General features: G+C 70.3%; 14 protein-coding genes. 3 read left to right on the forward strand and 11 right to left on the reverse strand.

Translation table 11 applies throughout. The features are described from left to right. Positions 1-110: 110 nt before the first annotated feature. Positions 111-1394 (reverse strand): nucleotide sugar dehydrogenase, encoded by a 1284-nt coding sequence (locus F9C41_RS20620; protein WP_155388469.1) that lies wholly within the window; start codon positions 1392-1394, stop codon positions 111-113. A gap of 331 nt (positions 1395-1725) precedes the next feature. Between F9C41_RS20620 and wecB the strand changes: the two genes are divergently transcribed. Further along, the gene (wecB, locus tag F9C41_RS20625) at positions 1726-2829 is read left to right on the forward strand and encodes a non-hydrolyzing UDP-N-acetylglucosamine 2-epimerase (protein WP_155388470.1); all 1104 of its coding nucleotides are present in this window, start codon (positions 1726-1728) and stop codon (positions 2827-2829) included. On the opposite strand, the gene F9C41_RS20630 is transcribed toward wecB, so the two are convergent. The 3 genes from F9C41_RS20630 to F9C41_RS40735 all read right to left on the reverse strand — a co-directional run bounded on the left by F9C41_RS20630 (position 2754) and on the right by F9C41_RS40735 (position 5950). Beyond that, complete coding sequence (locus F9C41_RS20630) at positions 2754-4208, reverse strand: glycosyltransferase family 4 protein (RefSeq protein WP_155388571.1); 1455 nt, start codon at positions 4206-4208, stop codon at positions 2754-2756. The two genes, wecB and F9C41_RS20630, sit on opposite strands and share 76 nt — an antisense overlap. A gap of 159 nt (positions 4209-4367) precedes the next feature. After that, on the reverse strand, positions 4368-5540 hold the full coding sequence (locus F9C41_RS20635) for a hypothetical protein (protein WP_155388471.1): 1173 nt from the start codon (positions 5538-5540) through the stop codon (positions 4368-4370). After that, positions 5537-5950: a GtrA family protein gene (locus F9C41_RS40735; RefSeq protein ID WP_196279861.1), complete on the reverse strand. Its 414-nt coding sequence runs from the start codon at positions 5948-5950 to the stop codon at positions 5537-5539. The genes F9C41_RS20635 and F9C41_RS40735 overlap by 4 nt, the downstream gene beginning before the upstream one ends. Here F9C41_RS40735 and F9C41_RS20645 point away from each other — a divergent pair. Beyond that, positions 5939-7102 (forward strand): glycosyltransferase family 2 protein, encoded by a 1164-nt coding sequence (locus F9C41_RS20645; RefSeq protein ID WP_269058949.1) that lies wholly within the window; start codon positions 5939-5941, stop codon positions 7100-7102. The two genes, F9C41_RS40735 and F9C41_RS20645, sit on opposite strands and share 12 nt — an antisense overlap. A 24-nt stretch (positions 7103-7126) precedes the next feature. Here F9C41_RS20645 and F9C41_RS20650 read toward each other — a convergent pair whose 3' ends face one another. From F9C41_RS20650 to F9C41_RS20675, 6 genes are all read right to left on the reverse strand, one after another. Beyond that, a complete protein-coding gene (locus tag F9C41_RS20650; protein WP_230689799.1) occupies positions 7127-8659 on the reverse strand; it encodes a N,N-dimethylformamidase beta subunit family domain-containing protein in 1533 nt (510 codons plus the stop codon). A 265-nt stretch (positions 8660-8924) separates the two neighbouring features. Next, positions 8925-11423 (reverse strand): glycosyltransferase family 4 protein, encoded by a 2499-nt coding sequence (locus F9C41_RS20655; protein ID WP_155388473.1) that lies wholly within the window; start codon positions 11421-11423, stop codon positions 8925-8927. A gap of 119 nt (positions 11424-11542) precedes the next feature. Next, positions 11543-12547, reverse strand: a complete 1005-nt coding sequence (locus F9C41_RS20660) for a Gfo/Idh/MocA family protein (RefSeq protein ID WP_155388474.1) — start codon at positions 12545-12547, stop codon at positions 11543-11545. Beyond that, on the reverse strand, positions 12544-13650 hold the full coding sequence (locus F9C41_RS20665; RefSeq protein WP_155388475.1) for a DegT/DnrJ/EryC1/StrS family aminotransferase: 1107 nt from the start codon (positions 13648-13650) through the stop codon (positions 12544-12546). The genes F9C41_RS20660 and F9C41_RS20665 overlap by 4 nt, the downstream gene beginning before the upstream one ends. An 82-nt stretch (positions 13651-13732) precedes the next feature. Further along, positions 13733-14500, reverse strand: a complete 768-nt coding sequence (locus F9C41_RS20670) for an ABC transporter ATP-binding protein (RefSeq protein WP_230689800.1) — start codon at positions 14498-14500, stop codon at positions 13733-13735. Beyond that, positions 14493-15392 carry an ABC transporter permease gene (locus tag F9C41_RS20675; protein WP_155388476.1) on the reverse strand — a complete coding sequence of 300 codons (900 nt, stop codon included), beginning with the start codon at positions 15390-15392 and terminating at the stop codon, positions 14493-14495. The genes F9C41_RS20670 and F9C41_RS20675 overlap by 8 nt, the downstream gene beginning before the upstream one ends. A 152-nt stretch (positions 15393-15544) precedes the next feature. On the opposite strand from F9C41_RS20675, the gene F9C41_RS20680 reads away from it, so the two are divergent. After that, on the forward strand, positions 15545-16141 hold the full coding sequence (locus tag F9C41_RS20680) for a TetR/AcrR family transcriptional regulator (protein ID WP_155388477.1): 597 nt from the start codon (positions 15545-15547) through the stop codon (positions 16139-16141). A gap of 76 nt (positions 16142-16217) precedes the next feature. Here the strand turns inward: F9C41_RS20680 and F9C41_RS20685 are convergent, their stop codons facing one another. After that, entirely contained in the window at positions 16218-16754 is a 537-nt protein-coding gene (locus F9C41_RS20685) for an acyltransferase (RefSeq protein WP_155388478.1), read from the reverse strand. Positions 16755-16796: the final 42 nt, after the last annotated feature.

Raw genomic sequence — 16796 nt, forward strand, 5'->3', positions numbered from 1 at the left:
TCCCCGTCTCTCCCGTTCCTGCTTCCCGTGGGGGGGGGGGGGGCGGGGGCCCCCCCCCCCCCCCCCCCCCCACCCCCCTTGGCGCAGGAAAGAGTGTTCCAGCCTGTTGATCAGCCGCCGATGACGACGCGCGTGACCCCGGTCCAGAATGCCGGATCGGTGACGCGACGCCCGTCCACCAGCACTTTCAGGCCGGGCAGGTCTGCGGGCTTGAGTGCCCGGTACTCGGCGTGGTCGGTCTGGATGATCGCAGCCGTGACGGGCTCGCCCCGGTGCGGCGGGAGGCCGTGGGCGGCGAGCTCCTCGACGGTGTACAGCGGGTCGCTGACGAGGGGGTTCGCGCCGCGCGCCCGCAACGCCGCGACGATCGGGAAGACACCGGAGAACGCGGTCTCCTTCACCGCGCCCCGGTAGGCCGCGCCGAGCACGAGCACGTTCGCGCCGGACAGGTCGCCGTACGCGTCCGCGAGCAGCTCGACCCCGTACTCCGGCATGGCGGCGTTGGCCTCGCGGGCGGCGCGCACCACGGTCGCCTCGGGGTCGTTCCACAGGTAGATGCGCGGGTAGATCGGGATGCAGTGTCCGCCGACGGCGATGCCGGGCGTGTGGATGTGGCTGTAGGGCTGGGTGTTGCAGGCCTCGATGACCTTGGTGACGTCCACGCCGACGGTGTCGGCGAACCGGGCGAACTGGTTGGCCAGCCCGATGTTGACGTCGCGGTACGTGGTCTCGGCGAGCTTGGCCAGCTCGGACGCCTCGGCCGAACCGAGGTCCCACACGCCGTTCGGACGCGGCAGGTCCTCGCGGGCGTCGAAGTCGAGCACGGCGTTGTAGAACTCCACGCCGCGCTCGGCCGATGCCGCATCGATGCCGCCGACCAGCTTCGGGTACCGGCGCAGATCTGCGAAGACCCGGCCGGTGAGCACGCGCTCGGGGCTGAAGACGAGGAAGAAGTCCGTGCCGGCGGCGAGCCCGGAGCCCTGCTCCAGCATCGGCGCCCAGCGCTTGCGGGTGGTGCCGACGGGCAGGGTCGTCTCGTAGCTCACCAGCGTGCCGGGGCGCAGCCCGGCGGCGATGGCGCGGGTGGCGTCGTCCATCCAGCCGAAGTCGGGCACGCCGTCGGCGTCCACGAACAGCGGCACGACGACGACGACGGCCTCGGACTCGGCGACCGCTGCGGTGGTGTCCGTGGTCGCCGTCAGCAGGCCGGCCGCGACGGCCTCCTTGAGCTTGACGTCGAGGTCGGTCTCGCCGGGGAAGGGCACCGCACCGTCGTTGACCATGCTGACGACCCGCTCGGAGACGTCGGCGCCGATGACCTCATGGCCCTTGGCGGCGAACTGCACCGCGAGCGGGAGGCCGATCTTGCCCAGGGCTACCACACAGATCTTCATCGCTGTCATTCTTCCTCACGGTCACACGGCCGCAAACCGCGGATGAGCTGGTCCATCGTGCCAGGGGCCGTTGCTCGGCGGCAAACGGCCGGTATAGTCGCCGCCGACCGCGCGCCGCCGACAGTCCTTGGATTCCGGTGGAGTCTACGGTATTGCCCTCGCCGGGCGGACGGTCCGCGGGCGTGCGGCATCGGTGCGGCCTGGGCTCCTGGGCTGCGGCAGGGGTCGCCTTTGTCGATCTTTGGCGAAGCCGGGCGGGCCACGTATCGTACGTGTCGACCCGAACGCAACCATCCCCCGGGCGCACATCGAACTTCAGGAGAGTCCCGACATGAAGGTGGTCAGTATCGTCGGGGCGCGTCCTCAGCTGGTGAAACTCGCTCCGATCGCCGCCGCCTTCGCGAACACGGACCACAAGCATGTGATCGTGCACACCGGCCAGCACTACGACGTGAATCTGTCCGACGTCTTCTTCTCCGGCCTGGGCATCCCGGCCCCCGACGTGCACCTGGGCGTCGGCTCCGGCAGCCACGGCGTGCAGACCGGCAACACGCTCGCCGCCCTCGACCCGGTGCTCGCCTCCGAGAGCCCCGACTGGGTGCTCGTCTACGGCGACACCAACTCGACCCTGGCCGGCGCGCTGAGCGCGGTCAAGCAGCACCTGCCCGTGGCGCACCTGGAGGCGGGCCTGCGCTCGTTCAACCGCCGGATGCCCGAGGAGCACAACCGGGTCCTCACCGACCACGCGGCAGACCTGCTGCTGGCGCCGACCGAGGAGGCGATGCGCCACCTCGCCACGGAGGGTCTGGCCGCCAAGTCCGTGCTGGCCGGTGACGTGATGGTCGATGTCTGCCTGCGCATGCGCGACGCGGTGCGGGCAGGCGGGCACCCCCGCCCGCAGCTGCCGCCGGGCATCGACCCCGACCAGCCGTACCTGCTGGCCACGCTGCACCGGGCCGAGAACACCGACGACCCGCGGCTGCTGGCCGAGCTGATCGCTTCGCTGGCCGCGCTGCCCCTGCCGGTGGCGCTGCTCGCCCACCCGCGGCTGGTGGCCAAGGCCGGAGAGCAGGGCCTCAAGCTCGCCCAGGGGTCCGTGCACGTGGGCACCCCGCTCGGCTACGCGGCCATGGTCGCGGCCGTGCTCGGCTCGGCCGGCGTGGTCACCGACTCGGGCGGCCTGCAGAAGGAGGCCTACCTGCTCGACCGCCCGTGCACCACGTTGCGGACCGAGACGGAGTGGATCGAGACCCTCGAAGGCGACTGGAACCGCCTCGTGCCGCGACCGGCGGCGCTGGGGGCGCAGGAGTGGATCGACATCGCCACCCGCCCCGCCCCTGCCGCGCCGCGCGGGCTGCCCTACGGCGACGGCCGCGCGGCCGAGCGGGTGGTCGAGTTCCTCGCCGGCGGGTTGTCGGACAGCAGCCGGGTGTAGATCCCGTCGAGGATGCGCGCCTGCGCCTCCCACGACCAGTTCTCCAGCAGGCCGGGCTTGTCGTAGGCGGCCCGGTAGCGCTCGGGATCGGCCAGCACCGCGCTGACCGCGCGGACGTAGTCGGCCAGGTCCTCCGCGCGGAAGACCTCGCCCTGTCCCGTCGCGCGGGTGGTCTGCGCCATCATCTGCACGTCGCTGACCACCAGCGGCAGCCGGGCGTGCGAGTACTCGAAGAACTTCGTGATCAGCGCGATCTCGTGGTTCGGGTAGTGGTGGATGGGGATCACGCCGACGTCGGCGGGGGAGAGGAACCGGACCACCTGCTGGTGTTCCACGTACGGCAGGACGTGCACGCGCTCGGCGACGCCCAGCTCCGCGGCGCGGGCTTTGAGCCCCTGCATGTAGCGCGACTCGGGCCGGGGCACGATGAAGACGGTGTGCGACCCGGCCAGCTGCGGGAGGGCCTCCACCATGATGCCCAGGCCGCGCTGCGCGGCGGCGGCACCGCTGTAGACGGCGACGGGCGCTGCCGCGTCGATGCCGCACAGCTCCCGCAGCGGCTTCGGCGCTGCCCCGGCGGGGTCGGCGTGGTCCAGCTCGGGCGCGTTGAGCACCACTTCGGGCAGAAGCGGCAGCTTGTGCTCATGCTTGAGCAGCTCGGCCAGGCCCTCGGACACCGTCACCACGGCGTCGGCGTGCGAGGCGTACATCCGTTCGTGCGCGAGCTGCGCGGGATGCCAGCGCGGGTTGTCCGTCCACGGGTTGATGCCGGGCAGGAACTCGTGCGCGTCCCAGACGAGCTTCACCGGCCGGCCGGCGGCGCGGGCGCGCGCGGCGGCGCGGGCACCCACCCCGAGCATCCGGAAGTCGTTGGCGTGGATCAGATCGGGCCGCAGAGAGTCGATCACCGGGCCGTAGACGTGCTCGAACTGCGACAGCTCCGGGTCGAGCCGCCGCCAGGAGCGATTGCCCAGCACACCCGACAGCACGACCACGTTCAGCCGGTCCCAGCCGCGCTTGGCGCTGCGAGCGGAGCGCAGCACGGCGGCTCGGGCGCCGCCCGCGGGCGCCGCCGAGGCAGCCTGAGCAGCGGACGGGGCGGCGGCCGAGGTGGCAGCCGCCCCGGTCGACGGCGTCGAGGTCGCGGCGCTGCTCTTCGAGGGGGACAGCCGCTCCTTGAGCCAGCCACGGGCACGCTTGGAACGCTCGTGGAGCTCCGGCATCACCAGCAGGCGTACCTGAGCGCCGCCCTCGGCCCAGGTGGCGGGCGTCTCAGCCGCGGCCCGGCCCAGGAGGACGACGTCCCAGCCGGCCTCGGCCGCGGAGCGGGCCGACTTCTGGACGCGGGAATCACCCTTGACGCCGTTGTCGACCAGCATCACCACCCGGCCGCGAGCTGCGCCGACCGCTGCGACGTCGTCCATCCGCATGATCGCCCACGTCCATGTTCATCGACGGCAAGATGCCGAGGAGTCTACGGCACCGCGCCGGTGCGCCAGATCTTGGTGCTCGGCGCGCCCTGTGCTGTCGACGCCCCGTCAGGCTGCCACTTCGGCCAGCTGCCGGTCGCCGCTGCCGGCCGCGGCCGCGGGTCCGGCGTCCGGTTCGGGCGTTCGGCTCCGGCCCATCCGGTGCACCGCGAGGCCGACCATGAACAGGCAGGCGGGCACGATCGGATACAGGTAGCGCTGCGCCGTCATGGTGCCGTTCAGCAGGTCGAAGGCGAAGCTGCTGAGAAGCCCGCCGAAGTACACGCCGGCAGCCTCGGACCGCCACAGGAGGAAGCCGGCGGCGAGGGCGGCGGCCCACAGCAGGAGCCCGGAGACGTTGACGCGATACGACCAGATCTCGGCGACCAGCGTCTCCCAGGCGAGGTTGGGCAGGTTGAGCACCGCACCCCGGGGGTTGCCGGAGTAGCCGGTGTTGACGACGAACTGGCGCAGCGCGTCGAACGGCGCGATCACCATCATCGTGACCTGGGCAGCCAGCCCGGTGAGGAGCGCGGTCAGGGCGGGCGCGAACCACTCGGTGCGGATCCGGCGGTGCCGGATCGCCGACCAGAGCCAGCCCCCGAGCACCATCGCGACCGGCACCACCGTCATCTGCCGGGTGAAGGTGAGCAGGACGATGACGGCCGTGATGCCCACCAGGTTCGCCCGGGCCACCGGCCCGCGGAAGGGAAGCTGGTACATCAGGACCGCGATGAACAGGACGCAGAGCGTCTCGGTGTAGATACCGGTCGAGTAGAACCAGAACTGGTTGGTGGTCATCAAAAGCACCACCAGCGCGGTGGCCAGAGTCGGCGAGAAGAACCGGGCGAAGAAGCGCAGCAGAAGCACGATCGTGATCACGCCGCAGATCGCGGGGACGACGTACATCCCGCTCGGCCCCATGAGCCAGACGAACGGCGTGGACAGCCACACGTACACCACGCGTGGCTTGATGAGGTCGTAGAAGGCCGGGTTGCTGTAACCGCGGTCGAGCCGCCAGATGTCCGGATCGTTGAAGTACGCGCCGGTCAGGTCGATGGCGTCGGCGTACGGGTGGCCGGCGCTCATCATCGTCATCGACGTGTAGTAGAGCGAGTCGCCGAACCACATCTTCAGGTTCTCGTGCGTGAACCAGTAGGCCAGCAGATACATCACGAGCGCGACCGCCCAGAAGCGTCCCGGAACGCCGCCGGCCACGGCGGTGGCCCACCGTCTCATCATGAATGTCTCCCGACCAGCCGTCCGGCGAAGACCCAGTGCCGGTATGCGAAGTAGTTGCCCACGGCGATGACTATCACGGCGACGGTCTTTGCCGCCAGGTAGTTCACGCCGAGGCCGGTGAGGCCCAGTACCAGCACAAGGGTCAGCAGGTAGTTGGCGATGACGAGTAGTACATATCGGGCCAACTGCGAGGTGAACGGATTGCCTTGTCCGGCCGAAGGAAAGACCATGGTGCGGTTCAGGCCGAAATTGACGACGAAGGAACCGCAGAACGCGACGGTGGCAGCCACCCCCAGGGGCACCTCCAGCACGCCGTGCAGCAGCCAGAGTCCACCAGCGTCGGTGACATAACTCAGGCCACCGACGGTGAGATAGCGCACAGCGCTGTGGCGAAAGAAATGCCTGATCACTGCGTACTCCTGCGGCAGGCGCCTGGTCGAAACGCCGGTTTCGCCGGCTGCTGGGGGTGGGGCGCAGTGTTCCCGGAAACGGTGGGTACCCAGGCCGCGCGGGCCACTGTAGCATGGCGGCCGGTCGGGGCTACTCGGCGAAAAATCGTTGCCGTGGCTGAGGAGTTGGCTGTGTACAAGGAACTCGTCGTCGCCGTTGTGGTGCCCGCACACAACGAAGAAGCCCTGATTGCGACGACTATCAGCACGATGCCCGATTTCGTGGACCACATCATCGTGGTCGACGACTGCAGCACCGACGCGACGTCGCAGCGGGCACGTGAGGTCGGGGACCCGCGGGTGACACTGATCCGCCACGAACGCAACACCGGCGTCGGCGGCTCGATCCTCGACGGGCACCGGATGGCGCTGGAGCTCAAGGCGGACGTCAGCGTGGTCATGGCGGGCGACGCCCAGATGGATCCGGCGCACCTGCCCCGCCTGCTCGACCCGATCGCCGCGGACGACGTCGAATTCACCAAGGCGAACCGGTTCTACTCGCGCAACTCCTTCCAGGGAATGCCGAAGCTGCGGGTTTTCGGCAGCGTCATCCTGTCCTTCATGACGAAGGCGGCGTCCGGCTACTGGCATCTGTTCGATCCGCAGAACGGATACACGGCCATCTCCCGCGACGCCCTGGAGCGCATCGACCTGGACTCGATCGCCCAGCGCTACGAGTTCGAGAACGACCTCCTGATCAACCTGAACATCGCCGACGTGCGCGCGAAGGATGTGCCGGTGCCCGCCCGCTACGGCACCGAGGTCTCCGGGATGAAGCTGCACAAGGTGATTCCGCGCATCTCCTGGCTGCTGTGGCGCGGCTTCTGGCGCCGCATGGTGATCAAGCACGTGCTGCGCTCGTTCTCCCCCATCGCCCTGCTGTTCCTCAGCGGGTCGGCGCTGCTGACCGTCGGCGGCCTCATCGGCGCATATCTCACCGCCGTCCGGTTCCTCGACGGAGTCACCCCGAGCGCCGGCACCGTGCTGCTCGCGGTCGCACCCTGCCTGGTCGGCATCCACCTCGTGGTGAACTCGCTGCTGCTGGACATCCAGGAAGCGCCCGACCACCCGAGCCGGACGGGATCCCAGGCCCGCAGCACACGCGGACACTGAGCACCCGCCGCCCCGGCCGCGGCGTCAGACCCGGGTGGATCGCCGGTTCGCCACGACCCGGTTCAGCAGGTTCGCCGTGACGCGGCGGATCGTCGGATCGCCCTGCTGCGTCAGGAATCGCGGCCAGTACAGCGACCCCGCCGCGAAGACCAGGGCGCCGTTCGCCGTCTCGATGAGACTGGTGTTCTGCACCTTCTTATCGCCGCTGGTGGTCACGTACGGCGAGGACGACAGCAGCACCTGCTTCCCGTCTGCCAAGTCGGGATCCCACCCGTCGGCCTCGCCGCCCACCACATCGTCGATCTTGTCGCCGTCGCGCACCCCGGTCCCGGCCCAGAACCAGTGGTTCTGGGCCCGCACCACGAGCGGTGCCGGGTCGTCCAGAATCCCGTTGAACTGCACACCCAGCAGGCGCTGCTCCGGGTCGCCCGGGCCGGTGTCGTCGCGCCAGCGGCAGGTGCGGTCCACCCGCTCGCCCGGCTCGTCGCCTCGCGACTTGTAGCAGGTGAGCAACCGCCCCGCCTGTCCGTCCGCCGTCTCGGGCAGGCGCGAGTGCCAGTAGACGTTGTTGGCGGACAGGAAGACCAGGCTCGTGCCGGCGGCCAGCGCCGCCGTCGCGTGCTGGCGCATCTCCCGCGACCAGTACTCGTCGTGGCCGGGGAAGACCAGGCCCGCGTAGCGGGAGGGGTCGATCCGCCCGGCGTGCAGGTCCTGGGACGTGGCGAAGGTCAGGTCGTAACCGGCCTCCTCCGCCCACGCCGCGAAGGCCCAGTCCAGATCCACGTTCGCCGGCCGGCCCGCGTTGGCGTACGGCCGGTCGAAGGAGACCTGCACGGCACGCGCGTCGGGTTGGAGCTCCCGCTTGGCCGTCGCGGCGTTCAGCGCGTACCCGTAGTAGAGGCTCTTGCCCTGGCGTTCGTCCTTCGGCCAGAGGTTGTACGCCTGGTACGTGGTGGTCGGAACCACCACGCACAGCTCGGCCGGGCGCTCGTCGTCGCGCACCACGAAGGGCACGTAGCTGCGCCAGCCGTCCTCCGTGGTGAGCACGGCGAGGTAGTGGCCGGACATCCAGTTCTCGGGGATGGTCAGCCCCCAGGAAGCGGGCCAGTCGCACACGATCGTGCCGGATCCCGGCTGCGGTGCGGGCACCTGCTGCGGTACGCCGTCCAGCATGGGGCTGTTGGCCATCAGGCCCGCTTCCGCGGCGCCGTAGTAGCCCTTGCGATAGAGGCTCACCCGGTACCGGCCCGGATCGGCGACGGTGACGTGGAAGTTGATCCGCTGGCCGACGTTCACGCTCGCCGCCGAGGCGTACCCGGCGATGTTGAGCCGCTTGTCGGACGTCGCCGGGCGGATGCCGGGTTTGGTCATCTTCCAGCCGTCGTCGGCGACCGCCTTGAGCTTCTGCCCGGCGGGGGCCGGTGCAGGGACCGGCGCCGGGCCCGCGGCGACACGGCCGCCCTGGGCGCGGACGCGCCCGCCGAGGGCCCAGGCGGTGCCGCCCGCCAGGCCCGTGACCAGTGTCGCCAGCAGTGCGCGACGCCGGAACTTGGACATGGGGGTTCTCCTGCCGTGGGGGCGACATGGTGAGCGGGGCTGGAGGCATGATAGCCGTGATCACGGCGGCCGTGGGGGCATCCTACGAGCGACTGTCAGCGCTCGGCAATAGGCCGTGACCAGGGAATTAAGCGACCGGACGCCATCCGGGGCCGGTGCGCCGGGTGGGGCTGCCACCGGACTGCGGGGTCGTCGTGGCCCCGGCAGAACGGCCGCGGCCCGGTGGCTTGGTGCGCCACCGGGCCGCGACTTTCTGACAGAGGTGCTAGCGGAGGAACTTCGCGAGCACGGCGGCGGTTCGCCGGCCGTCGTGGAACTCGCGCACGAACCTTGCCGAGGCCGCGCCGACCCGGGCCGTGCCGGCCCGGTCGTCCAGCATGGACTCCAGCACGCTGCTCAGGTTGAGCGGCGTCGCGGGCACGACGGGCAGGTCCGGGCCGACGGCCGTGGCCACCCGCTCGCTGATGTACGCGACCACCGGCTTGCCCGCCGCCATCGCCTCGCAGCCGAGCGTGCCGTAGGCGCCCGTGGTGAACTGGTCGAGCACGATGTCGGACTCCTTGACCAGCTCCTTCATCTGCTCCCAGGGGATGCCCTCGGCGAGCCGCAGGTCGATGGCCCCCTGCTTGTGCAGCCTGGTGAGCGCCGGGAGGATCCGGTCCGTGCCCTTGGTCCACCGCTTGGACGGCGCGTGCATCACGATCGGGCGCTTGCGCTCCATCACCGGCCGGTCGCAGGCCCAGGCGTCGACGTCGATGACGAGCGGCGTCCAGGTCGCTGTCGGGAGGTCGTCGAGCAGGTCGGGCGTGGTGACGAACAGCGGCAGCCCGCACGAGTCCGCGATCTTCTGATTGCGCTGGGTGCGCTTGGACAGCTGGGCGGCGACGCCGGCGGGCGCGTCCCGGAACAGCGAGAACTCGTGGTTCTTCAGGTGCCGCCGCGGGTCGCGGATCTCGCTGCCATGGGCCAGGATCGCGACCTGCACGCCGGCGCGGCCCAGCATCGCGAGGTCGCCTTCGATGGTCGTCCCGTTGAGGTGGCCGAAGACCGGCATGAACGCGTCGACGAGCACGTGCGTGTAGCGGCCGACGACCCGGTGGATCTGCTGCGACTGCACGCCGAAGTCGGTCAGCCGGTGCGCGTCTATGTAGACGTTGGCCGGGAAGCCGAAGGACTCCGGCTGCCGGACCATCACGACCTCGGCCGAGACGTCGGACATCTCCCGGCAGATCGCCCTGGCGAAGGCCGCGCCCTGCCCGGCGTAATTGGCCGGGCCGAGACCCAGCCGGACCCTGGTGTCCCCGATCTCCCGCCAGTCCCCGACGAGCAGCGGATCCATCGGCGGCGGGTCCTCCTGCACGTCCCACGGGACGTCGGCGGGCGCGGCCGGCACGCGCGTCGACAGGCTGCGGTAGAGGCGCAGCAGCGACTTGCTCTGGTGCTCCCAGGACAGGTCGTCGAGGATCGCCTCGCTGATCCGCGCCGAGAGCATCGCGCGCTGCTCGTACGCCTTCTCCGCGGCGACCACGAAACCGTCGACGTCGGTGGCCGTGAACACCTCGCCGATGCCGTGCTCCTCGACGAAGGCCCGGACCACCTTGACGTCGCTGGTGACCAGCGGCAGGCGGGCGTGCAGGTATTCGGAGATCTTCGTGGGCAGCGAGATCTCGCAGTTCGGCACCTTCAGGAACGGGATCAGGCCGAGGTCGGCCGACTGCAGGTAGGCGGCCACCTCGTGCTGCGGCACGTAGGGCAGCAGGTGGATGCGGTCCCGCACGCCCAGCGTCTCCGCCTGCAGGAGCAGCTGCTTCAGCAGCGGGTTGGACCGGCCCACCACCATCGCGAGGTGGTAGCCGGGCAGCTTCGGCATCGCCGCGACGACGGTGTCGAGGCCGCGCTCCTTGCCCAGCCAGCCGGCATACACCATGAGCGGGACGTCGTCGTCGAGGTTGCACAGGGCGCGTACGGACAGGGTCTTCGCGCTGGTCGGCGCGATGATCTCGCGTACCGGCGAGTTGCCGACCACCACGGGGCTGGTGGCGAGCTGGTAGTCGGTGCGCAGCATCTCGGCCAGCTGCGTGGACACCGTGACCACCGCGTCGGCGGCGGAGATGAACTCGCGCTCGGCGCCGGTGAAAGCGCTGGCCTGGTGGCGGGTCGGCCACTGGACGCCCCGGATGTACTCGTGGGCGTCGTAGATCCACGAGCAGTTCAGCCCGCGGGCCCGCAGCCGCTCGACGGAGTGGGCCGCGATGACGATGGTGGCGATGTCGTTCGCGTGGATCAGGTCCGGCTTGAGGTCGTCGATCACCGGCCCGAACGCCTTGTCGAGCTGTGCCAGCGGCGGCCAGTCGCGGCGCCAGTCGCCGGTCGGCGCGACGCTCAGGGTGCGGCGCGCGCGCAGCTGGCGGACCTCGTGGCGCAGCTTGCCCACCACCCGGCGGGCGAAGCGCATGCCCAGGTCACCGACGTGGCCGACGCCCCGGGACCGGGATCGGTTGTCGGCTTCCTTGCCGGTCTGGGCCAGCCGGTCCGCGGTGCGGCTCAGGCGGCTCTGCGACTTCGGCTTGGCCGCCGGGACCCGGATGACCTTCAGCGGGCCCATGGTCGTCTCTTCGAGGACCTGGCCGTTGGTGCTGCCCACCACCGTGACGTCCCAGCCGTCCCGCGCCGCCGCGATGGCCGTCTTCTGGACCCGCGAGTCTCCTCTGATGTCGTTGGCGACGACCACGACCAACCGCGGCTGCCTGGCCTGGGATGTCATTCGGTCCTCCGTGAGCAGGAAGTCATCAAGCCGATGGCCCGCCAACGCCGCCCGGACGGGCGGTTCGCTGGTGGGCCATCGGCGTCACTGTCGTTTCAGCCAGTGGAGTTCGCCACCGACTACATCGTCTCCGGAAGCCGGACCGTCGACCGGGACTTCGCCGACTCGAGAACAGCCGAAGCCACCTCGACCGTACGCAAACCCTGCCGCAGTGTCACGATGTCGCTGGGCTTGCCCTCCACCGCGTCGCGGAAGCGCTCGTGCTCGACGAGCAGCGGCTCCCGCTTCGGGATGGCGAACCGGATCATGTCACCCTCGGCCACGCCGCGGAAGGAGCGCAGCGCCTCCCACTCGGTGGTGATCGCGCCGTTGGCGTAGAACGTCAGGTCCGCGGTGAGCGTGTCGGCGATGAAGCAGCCCTTCTCGCCGGTGATCACCGTGGAGCGCTCCTTGAGCGGGCTGAGCCAGTTCACCAGGTGGTTGACCATGGAGCCGTCGGCGAGCTGGCCCACCGCGGCGACCATGTCCTCGTGCGGGCGGCCGCTGCGGAAGACCGTGTGTGCGGACACCGAGGCGTACGACTGGCCGGTGACCCAGCTGGTCAGGTCGATGTCGTGGGTGGCGAGGTCCATGACCACGCCCACGTCGGCGATGCGGTGCGGGAACGGGCCCTGCCGGCGGGTGACCACCTGGAAGACCTCGCCCAGCTCGCCCGCCTCCAGGCGGGACCGCAGGCTCTGCAGCGCCGGGTTGTAGCGCTCGATGTGGCCCACGCCCGCGACCAGGCCGGCCTGCTCGAAGGCGTCGACCAGCCGCCGGGCGGCGTCGATCGAGGGGGCCAGCGGCTTCTCGATCAGCGCGCAGATGCCGTTGGCGGCCAGCTCCAGGCCGACCTCCTCGTGCAGCGCGGTCGGGCAGGCGATCACCGCGTAGTCGATGCCCAGCGCGATGAGCTCGGAGACCGTGGGGACCACGGGCACCCGCAGCGTGCCGGTGCTGTCGCCCATCGGGTCGACGACCGCGACGAGCTCGACCCCGGCCAGACCGGACAGCACGCGGGCGTGGTTGCGGCCCATCGCGCCGAGCCCGATGAGGCCGGCACGCAGCTTGCGTTCGGTGCTCACAGCCGGCCTGCCACGGTGTTCACGCCGTCGGCGATGTACTCCAGCTCCTCCGCGGTCAGCGACGGGAAGACCGGCAGCGAGAGCACCTCGGCGGCCGCCTTCTCGGTCTCCGGGAGGTCCCAGGCCGGGTTGACCTTGCCCTCGGCCGTCAGGTACGGCTTGAGGCGGTGGATCGGCGTCGGGTAGTACACCGCGCTGCCGATGCCCTTCTCGGTCAGGCCCTGCTGCAGCGCGTCGCGGTTACCGCCCTCGACCCGCACCGTGTACTGGTGATACACGTGCTTGGCGTTGTCCGCGACCGGCGGGGTCACCACGGTGGTGATCCGCGAGTCGAGGAACTTGGCGTTGGACTGGCGCTGCTCGGTCCACGCGGGGAGCTGCTTGAACTGCTCCCGGCCGACCGCCGCGGCGACGTCGGTGAGCCGCATGTTCGCGCCGACGATCTCGTTGGCGTAGCGCTGCTCCATACCCTGGTTGCGCAGCAGGCGCAGCGTGCGGGCGAACTCGGCGTCGGCAGTGGTGATCATGCCGCCTTCGAGCGAGTGCATGTTCTTGGTGGGGTAGAAGCTGAAGGTGCCCGCGATGCCGAACGCGCCGACCGGGGTGCCGTTCAGCGCGGCGCCGTGCGCCTGGCAGGCGTCCTCCAGGACGGCCAGGCCGTGGCGCTGCGCCAGCTCCATGATCCGGTCCATCGCGGCGGGGTGGCCGTACAGGTGGACGGGCATGATCGCGACGGTGCGCGGGGTGATCGCGGCGGCGGCGGCGTCGGGGTCGAGGCAGAAGCTGCCCGCCTCGATGTCGGCGAAGACCGGCTCGGCGCCGACCAGGCGGACCGCGTTGGCGGAGGCGGCGAAGGAGAACGAGGGCACGATGACCTCGTCGCCGGGGCCGACACCCATCGCGATCAGCGCCAGGTGCAGGGCGGAGGTGCCCGAGTTCACCGCCACGCTGTGCCGGCCGTCCACCAGGGTCGAGAACTCGTCCTCGAACGCCTTCACCTCCGGGCCCTGCACGACCATGCCGCTGCGCAGCACGCGCACGGCGGCTTCGATCTCGGCCTCACCGATCACCGGTCGTGCCGGGGGGATGGGCTTTCCGTTCAAGGGGTCCTCCTCGTTTCCATTTCCGTGCCGTTCAACGGACCCGTTCCGATGGTGAGTCCGATTCTATAGTCGCTGGTGAGGCTCATTTGGCGGTGCTGAATTCCTCATACGCGGCGAGGACCTCGTCGGTCGGACCGTCCATCCGGATCAGGCCCGACTCCAGCCAGATCGTCCGCTCGCAGGTGTCGCGAACGGAGCTGAGGGAGTGGCTGACCAGGAAGACGGTACCCGCGCCCTCGCGCAGCTCACGGACACGATCCTCGCTGCGCTTGCGGAACTTGGCGTCACCGGTGGCCAGGGCCTCGTCGATGAGCAGGACCTCGTGCTTCTTGGCGGCCGCGATCGAGAACCGCAGCCGGGCCGACATGCCCGAGGAGTAGGTGCGCATGGGCAGCGAGCTGAAGTCGCCGCGCTCGTTGATCCCGGAGAAGTCGATGATCTCCGGGGTCTTGGCGCGCGCCTCGGCCTTGGGCATACCCATGGCCAGGCAGCCGAGCACCACGTTCCGCTCGCCGGAGATGTCGGCCATCATGGCCGCGTTCACGCCGAGCAGCGAGGGCTGGCCCTTGGTGTAGACCGCGCCGCGGGTGGCCGGCAGCAGCCCGGCGATCGCCCGCAGCAGGGTGGACTTGCCGGAGCCGTTGGTGCCGATCAGGCCGACGGCCTCGCCCTCGTGCGCGGTGAAGCTGACGCCCTTGACGGCGTGCACCTCGCGCACGGCCGTCGACGGCTTGCGGGAGGCCATCCGGCGCATGGCGCCCAGCGGCGAACTGTCCTTCGCCGCGCCGTGCACCCGGTAGACGACGTGCACGTCGTCCACGACGACGGTGGGGATCCTGGTGTCAGCCACGGCCGTACTCCTTCTCGCCACGCCAGAAGTAGAGGAAACCGCCCACGCCCATGACGATCGCCCAGCCGACGGCGACGGCCCACATCGAGGCAACCGAGAACTGGGACGCCGGGTTGGTGGTGATGAGCGCTTCGCGGGCCAGCTCGATGAAGACCAGCATCGGGTTGAGGTGCAGCAGCGTCGAGGCCCAGGTCGGCAAGTCGTTGGTCGCGGTGGTCAGGCTGTAGAACACGCCCGAGCCGTAGAGCCAGGTGCGCAGCACGAACGGCATGACCTGCTTCAGGTCGACGATCTTCGAGCCCACGCGGGCCAGCAGCATGGCCAGGCCGCCGCTGAAGATGGTCTGCAGGAGCAGCAGCGGGATGAGGGTGAGCCAGATCAGCCGCGGTGGCTCGCCGGTGACCAGCACGATGCCGATCAGCACGCACATCGAGACGAGCAGCTGCTGCAGCTGGGTGATGGTGACCGACAGCGGCAGGCTGGCCCGGGGGAACTGCAGCGCCCGGATCATGTTCAGGTTGCCCGAGATCGAGACCGTGCCCGCGGCGGCCACCGCCGAGGTGTAGCCGAAGATGAAGATGCCGCAGCACAGGTACGCGATGAAGTTCTCGATCCGGCCGCCGGTGCCCAGAATGACGCCGAAGATCAGGTAGTACACCGCGGCGTTGGTGAGCGGGGTAAGTACGTGCCAGAGCTGTCCGAGTCGCGCAGTGGTCAGCGTCGCGACGTTGCGTGCATTCGCGAACGCGACGATGAAGTGCCGGTAGGCCCACAGCGAGCGTGCGTACTCGACCAGGCCCGGCCGCGCTCCCGCGGCGCGCAGGCCGTGACGGGCCGCGAGCTGGGCTGGTGCGAGGACGGGATGAGGCTCTGTCACCACAGCTTCTGCCATGGTAAGGGCTCCGATCTCCAGACTGGGGATGAGTGGCGGTCACACACGGTAGCCGACGCCAAGGAAGAGACGCCACCGTATCGACGTAAACGTGATGCTAGTCGGCCGTGCGTCGCGACGCAACCGTTGCGTCGCTGCGCTATCGTATGCACGTGCTGGCAGAGAGTAGGCGCGTCCCCGCGGGGGCGGCCGTGTTGAGAGGGGATATCACCGAGGCGATCCAGGCCGCGGTGGTGGAGGAACTCGCCCTGGTCGGCTATGGCCGACTGTCGATCGAGGCGGTGGCCCGCCGCGCGGGCGTGGCGAAGACCGCCGTGTACCGCCGGTGGCCTTCCAAGCTCGAGATGGTGCTGGAGATCGTGTCCGGCCTCGCGGGCCAGAAGCTGCCGCTGCCCGACACCGGGACCCTGCAGGGCGACCTCGCGATCTTCCTGCAGATCCTGACCCGGGCACTGCGCCATCCGCTGGCCTCGCAGGTCATCCCGGACCTGCTGGCCGAGGCGGCCCGCAATCCGCAGATCGGGGAGAAGCTGCAGCACGCACTGCGCGCCAACCAGCACGAGATCGGAGCGCTGCTGATCGGCCGGGCCGTCGAACGCGGCGAGCTGCCCACGACCACCGATCCCGACGTGGCGGTGGACCTGATCGTCGGCCCCGTCTACTGGCATCTCGCGGTGACCCGCAACCCGGTGCCGGCCGACTACGTGCCGCGCCTGGTGGCCGCGATCATCGCGGGCCTGTCCGGCTGATCCGCGCGCACCGCGTGCCGCCGACCACTGCAGTGGTCGGCGGCACGCGGTGCGGGTCGTCATGCTCCGGCCGCCGTCACAGGCCGGCGGGCCGCTCCGCGTCGCGGGACACGATCTGGCCCTTCTCGTCGACCCAGCCGAGGTGCCGGGCGGGGTTGCCGGCGACCAGCTGGTTCGGCGCCACGCTCTTGGTGACCACGGAACCGGCCGCGACCATGGCGTGCTCGCCGATCACGGTGCCGCAGACGATGGTGGCGTTGGCGCCGAGCGAGGCCCCCCGCTTGATCAGCGTGGGGGTGATCTGCCAGTCCGGGTTCTGTGCCCGCGGCCGCAGGTCGTTGGTGAAGACCACGCACGGACCGACGAAGACCGCGTCCTCGATGGTGACGCCGTGGTACACCGAGACGTTGTTCTGGATCTTCACGAGGTCGCCGATCACGACGTCGGCGTCGACGTACACGTTGCGCCCGATCACGCAGCCGGCGCCGATGGTCGCGCTGTTGCGCACGTGGGCCAGGTGCCAGATCTTGGTGCCGGCGCCGACCTGGGCGCCTTCCTCGACGTCGGCGCTGGGGTGCACGAAAACGGGGGGTGTGGAGGGGGTGCCAGTCATTGTCGACCACCGTGTTCCGGGGCGCTCCGCGCCGGGGTTTGG

The sequence above is a fragment of the Catellatospora paridis genome, assembly GCF_009720365.1.
Lineage (GTDB): Bacteria > Actinomycetota > Actinomycetes > Mycobacteriales > Micromonosporaceae > Catellatospora > Catellatospora paridis.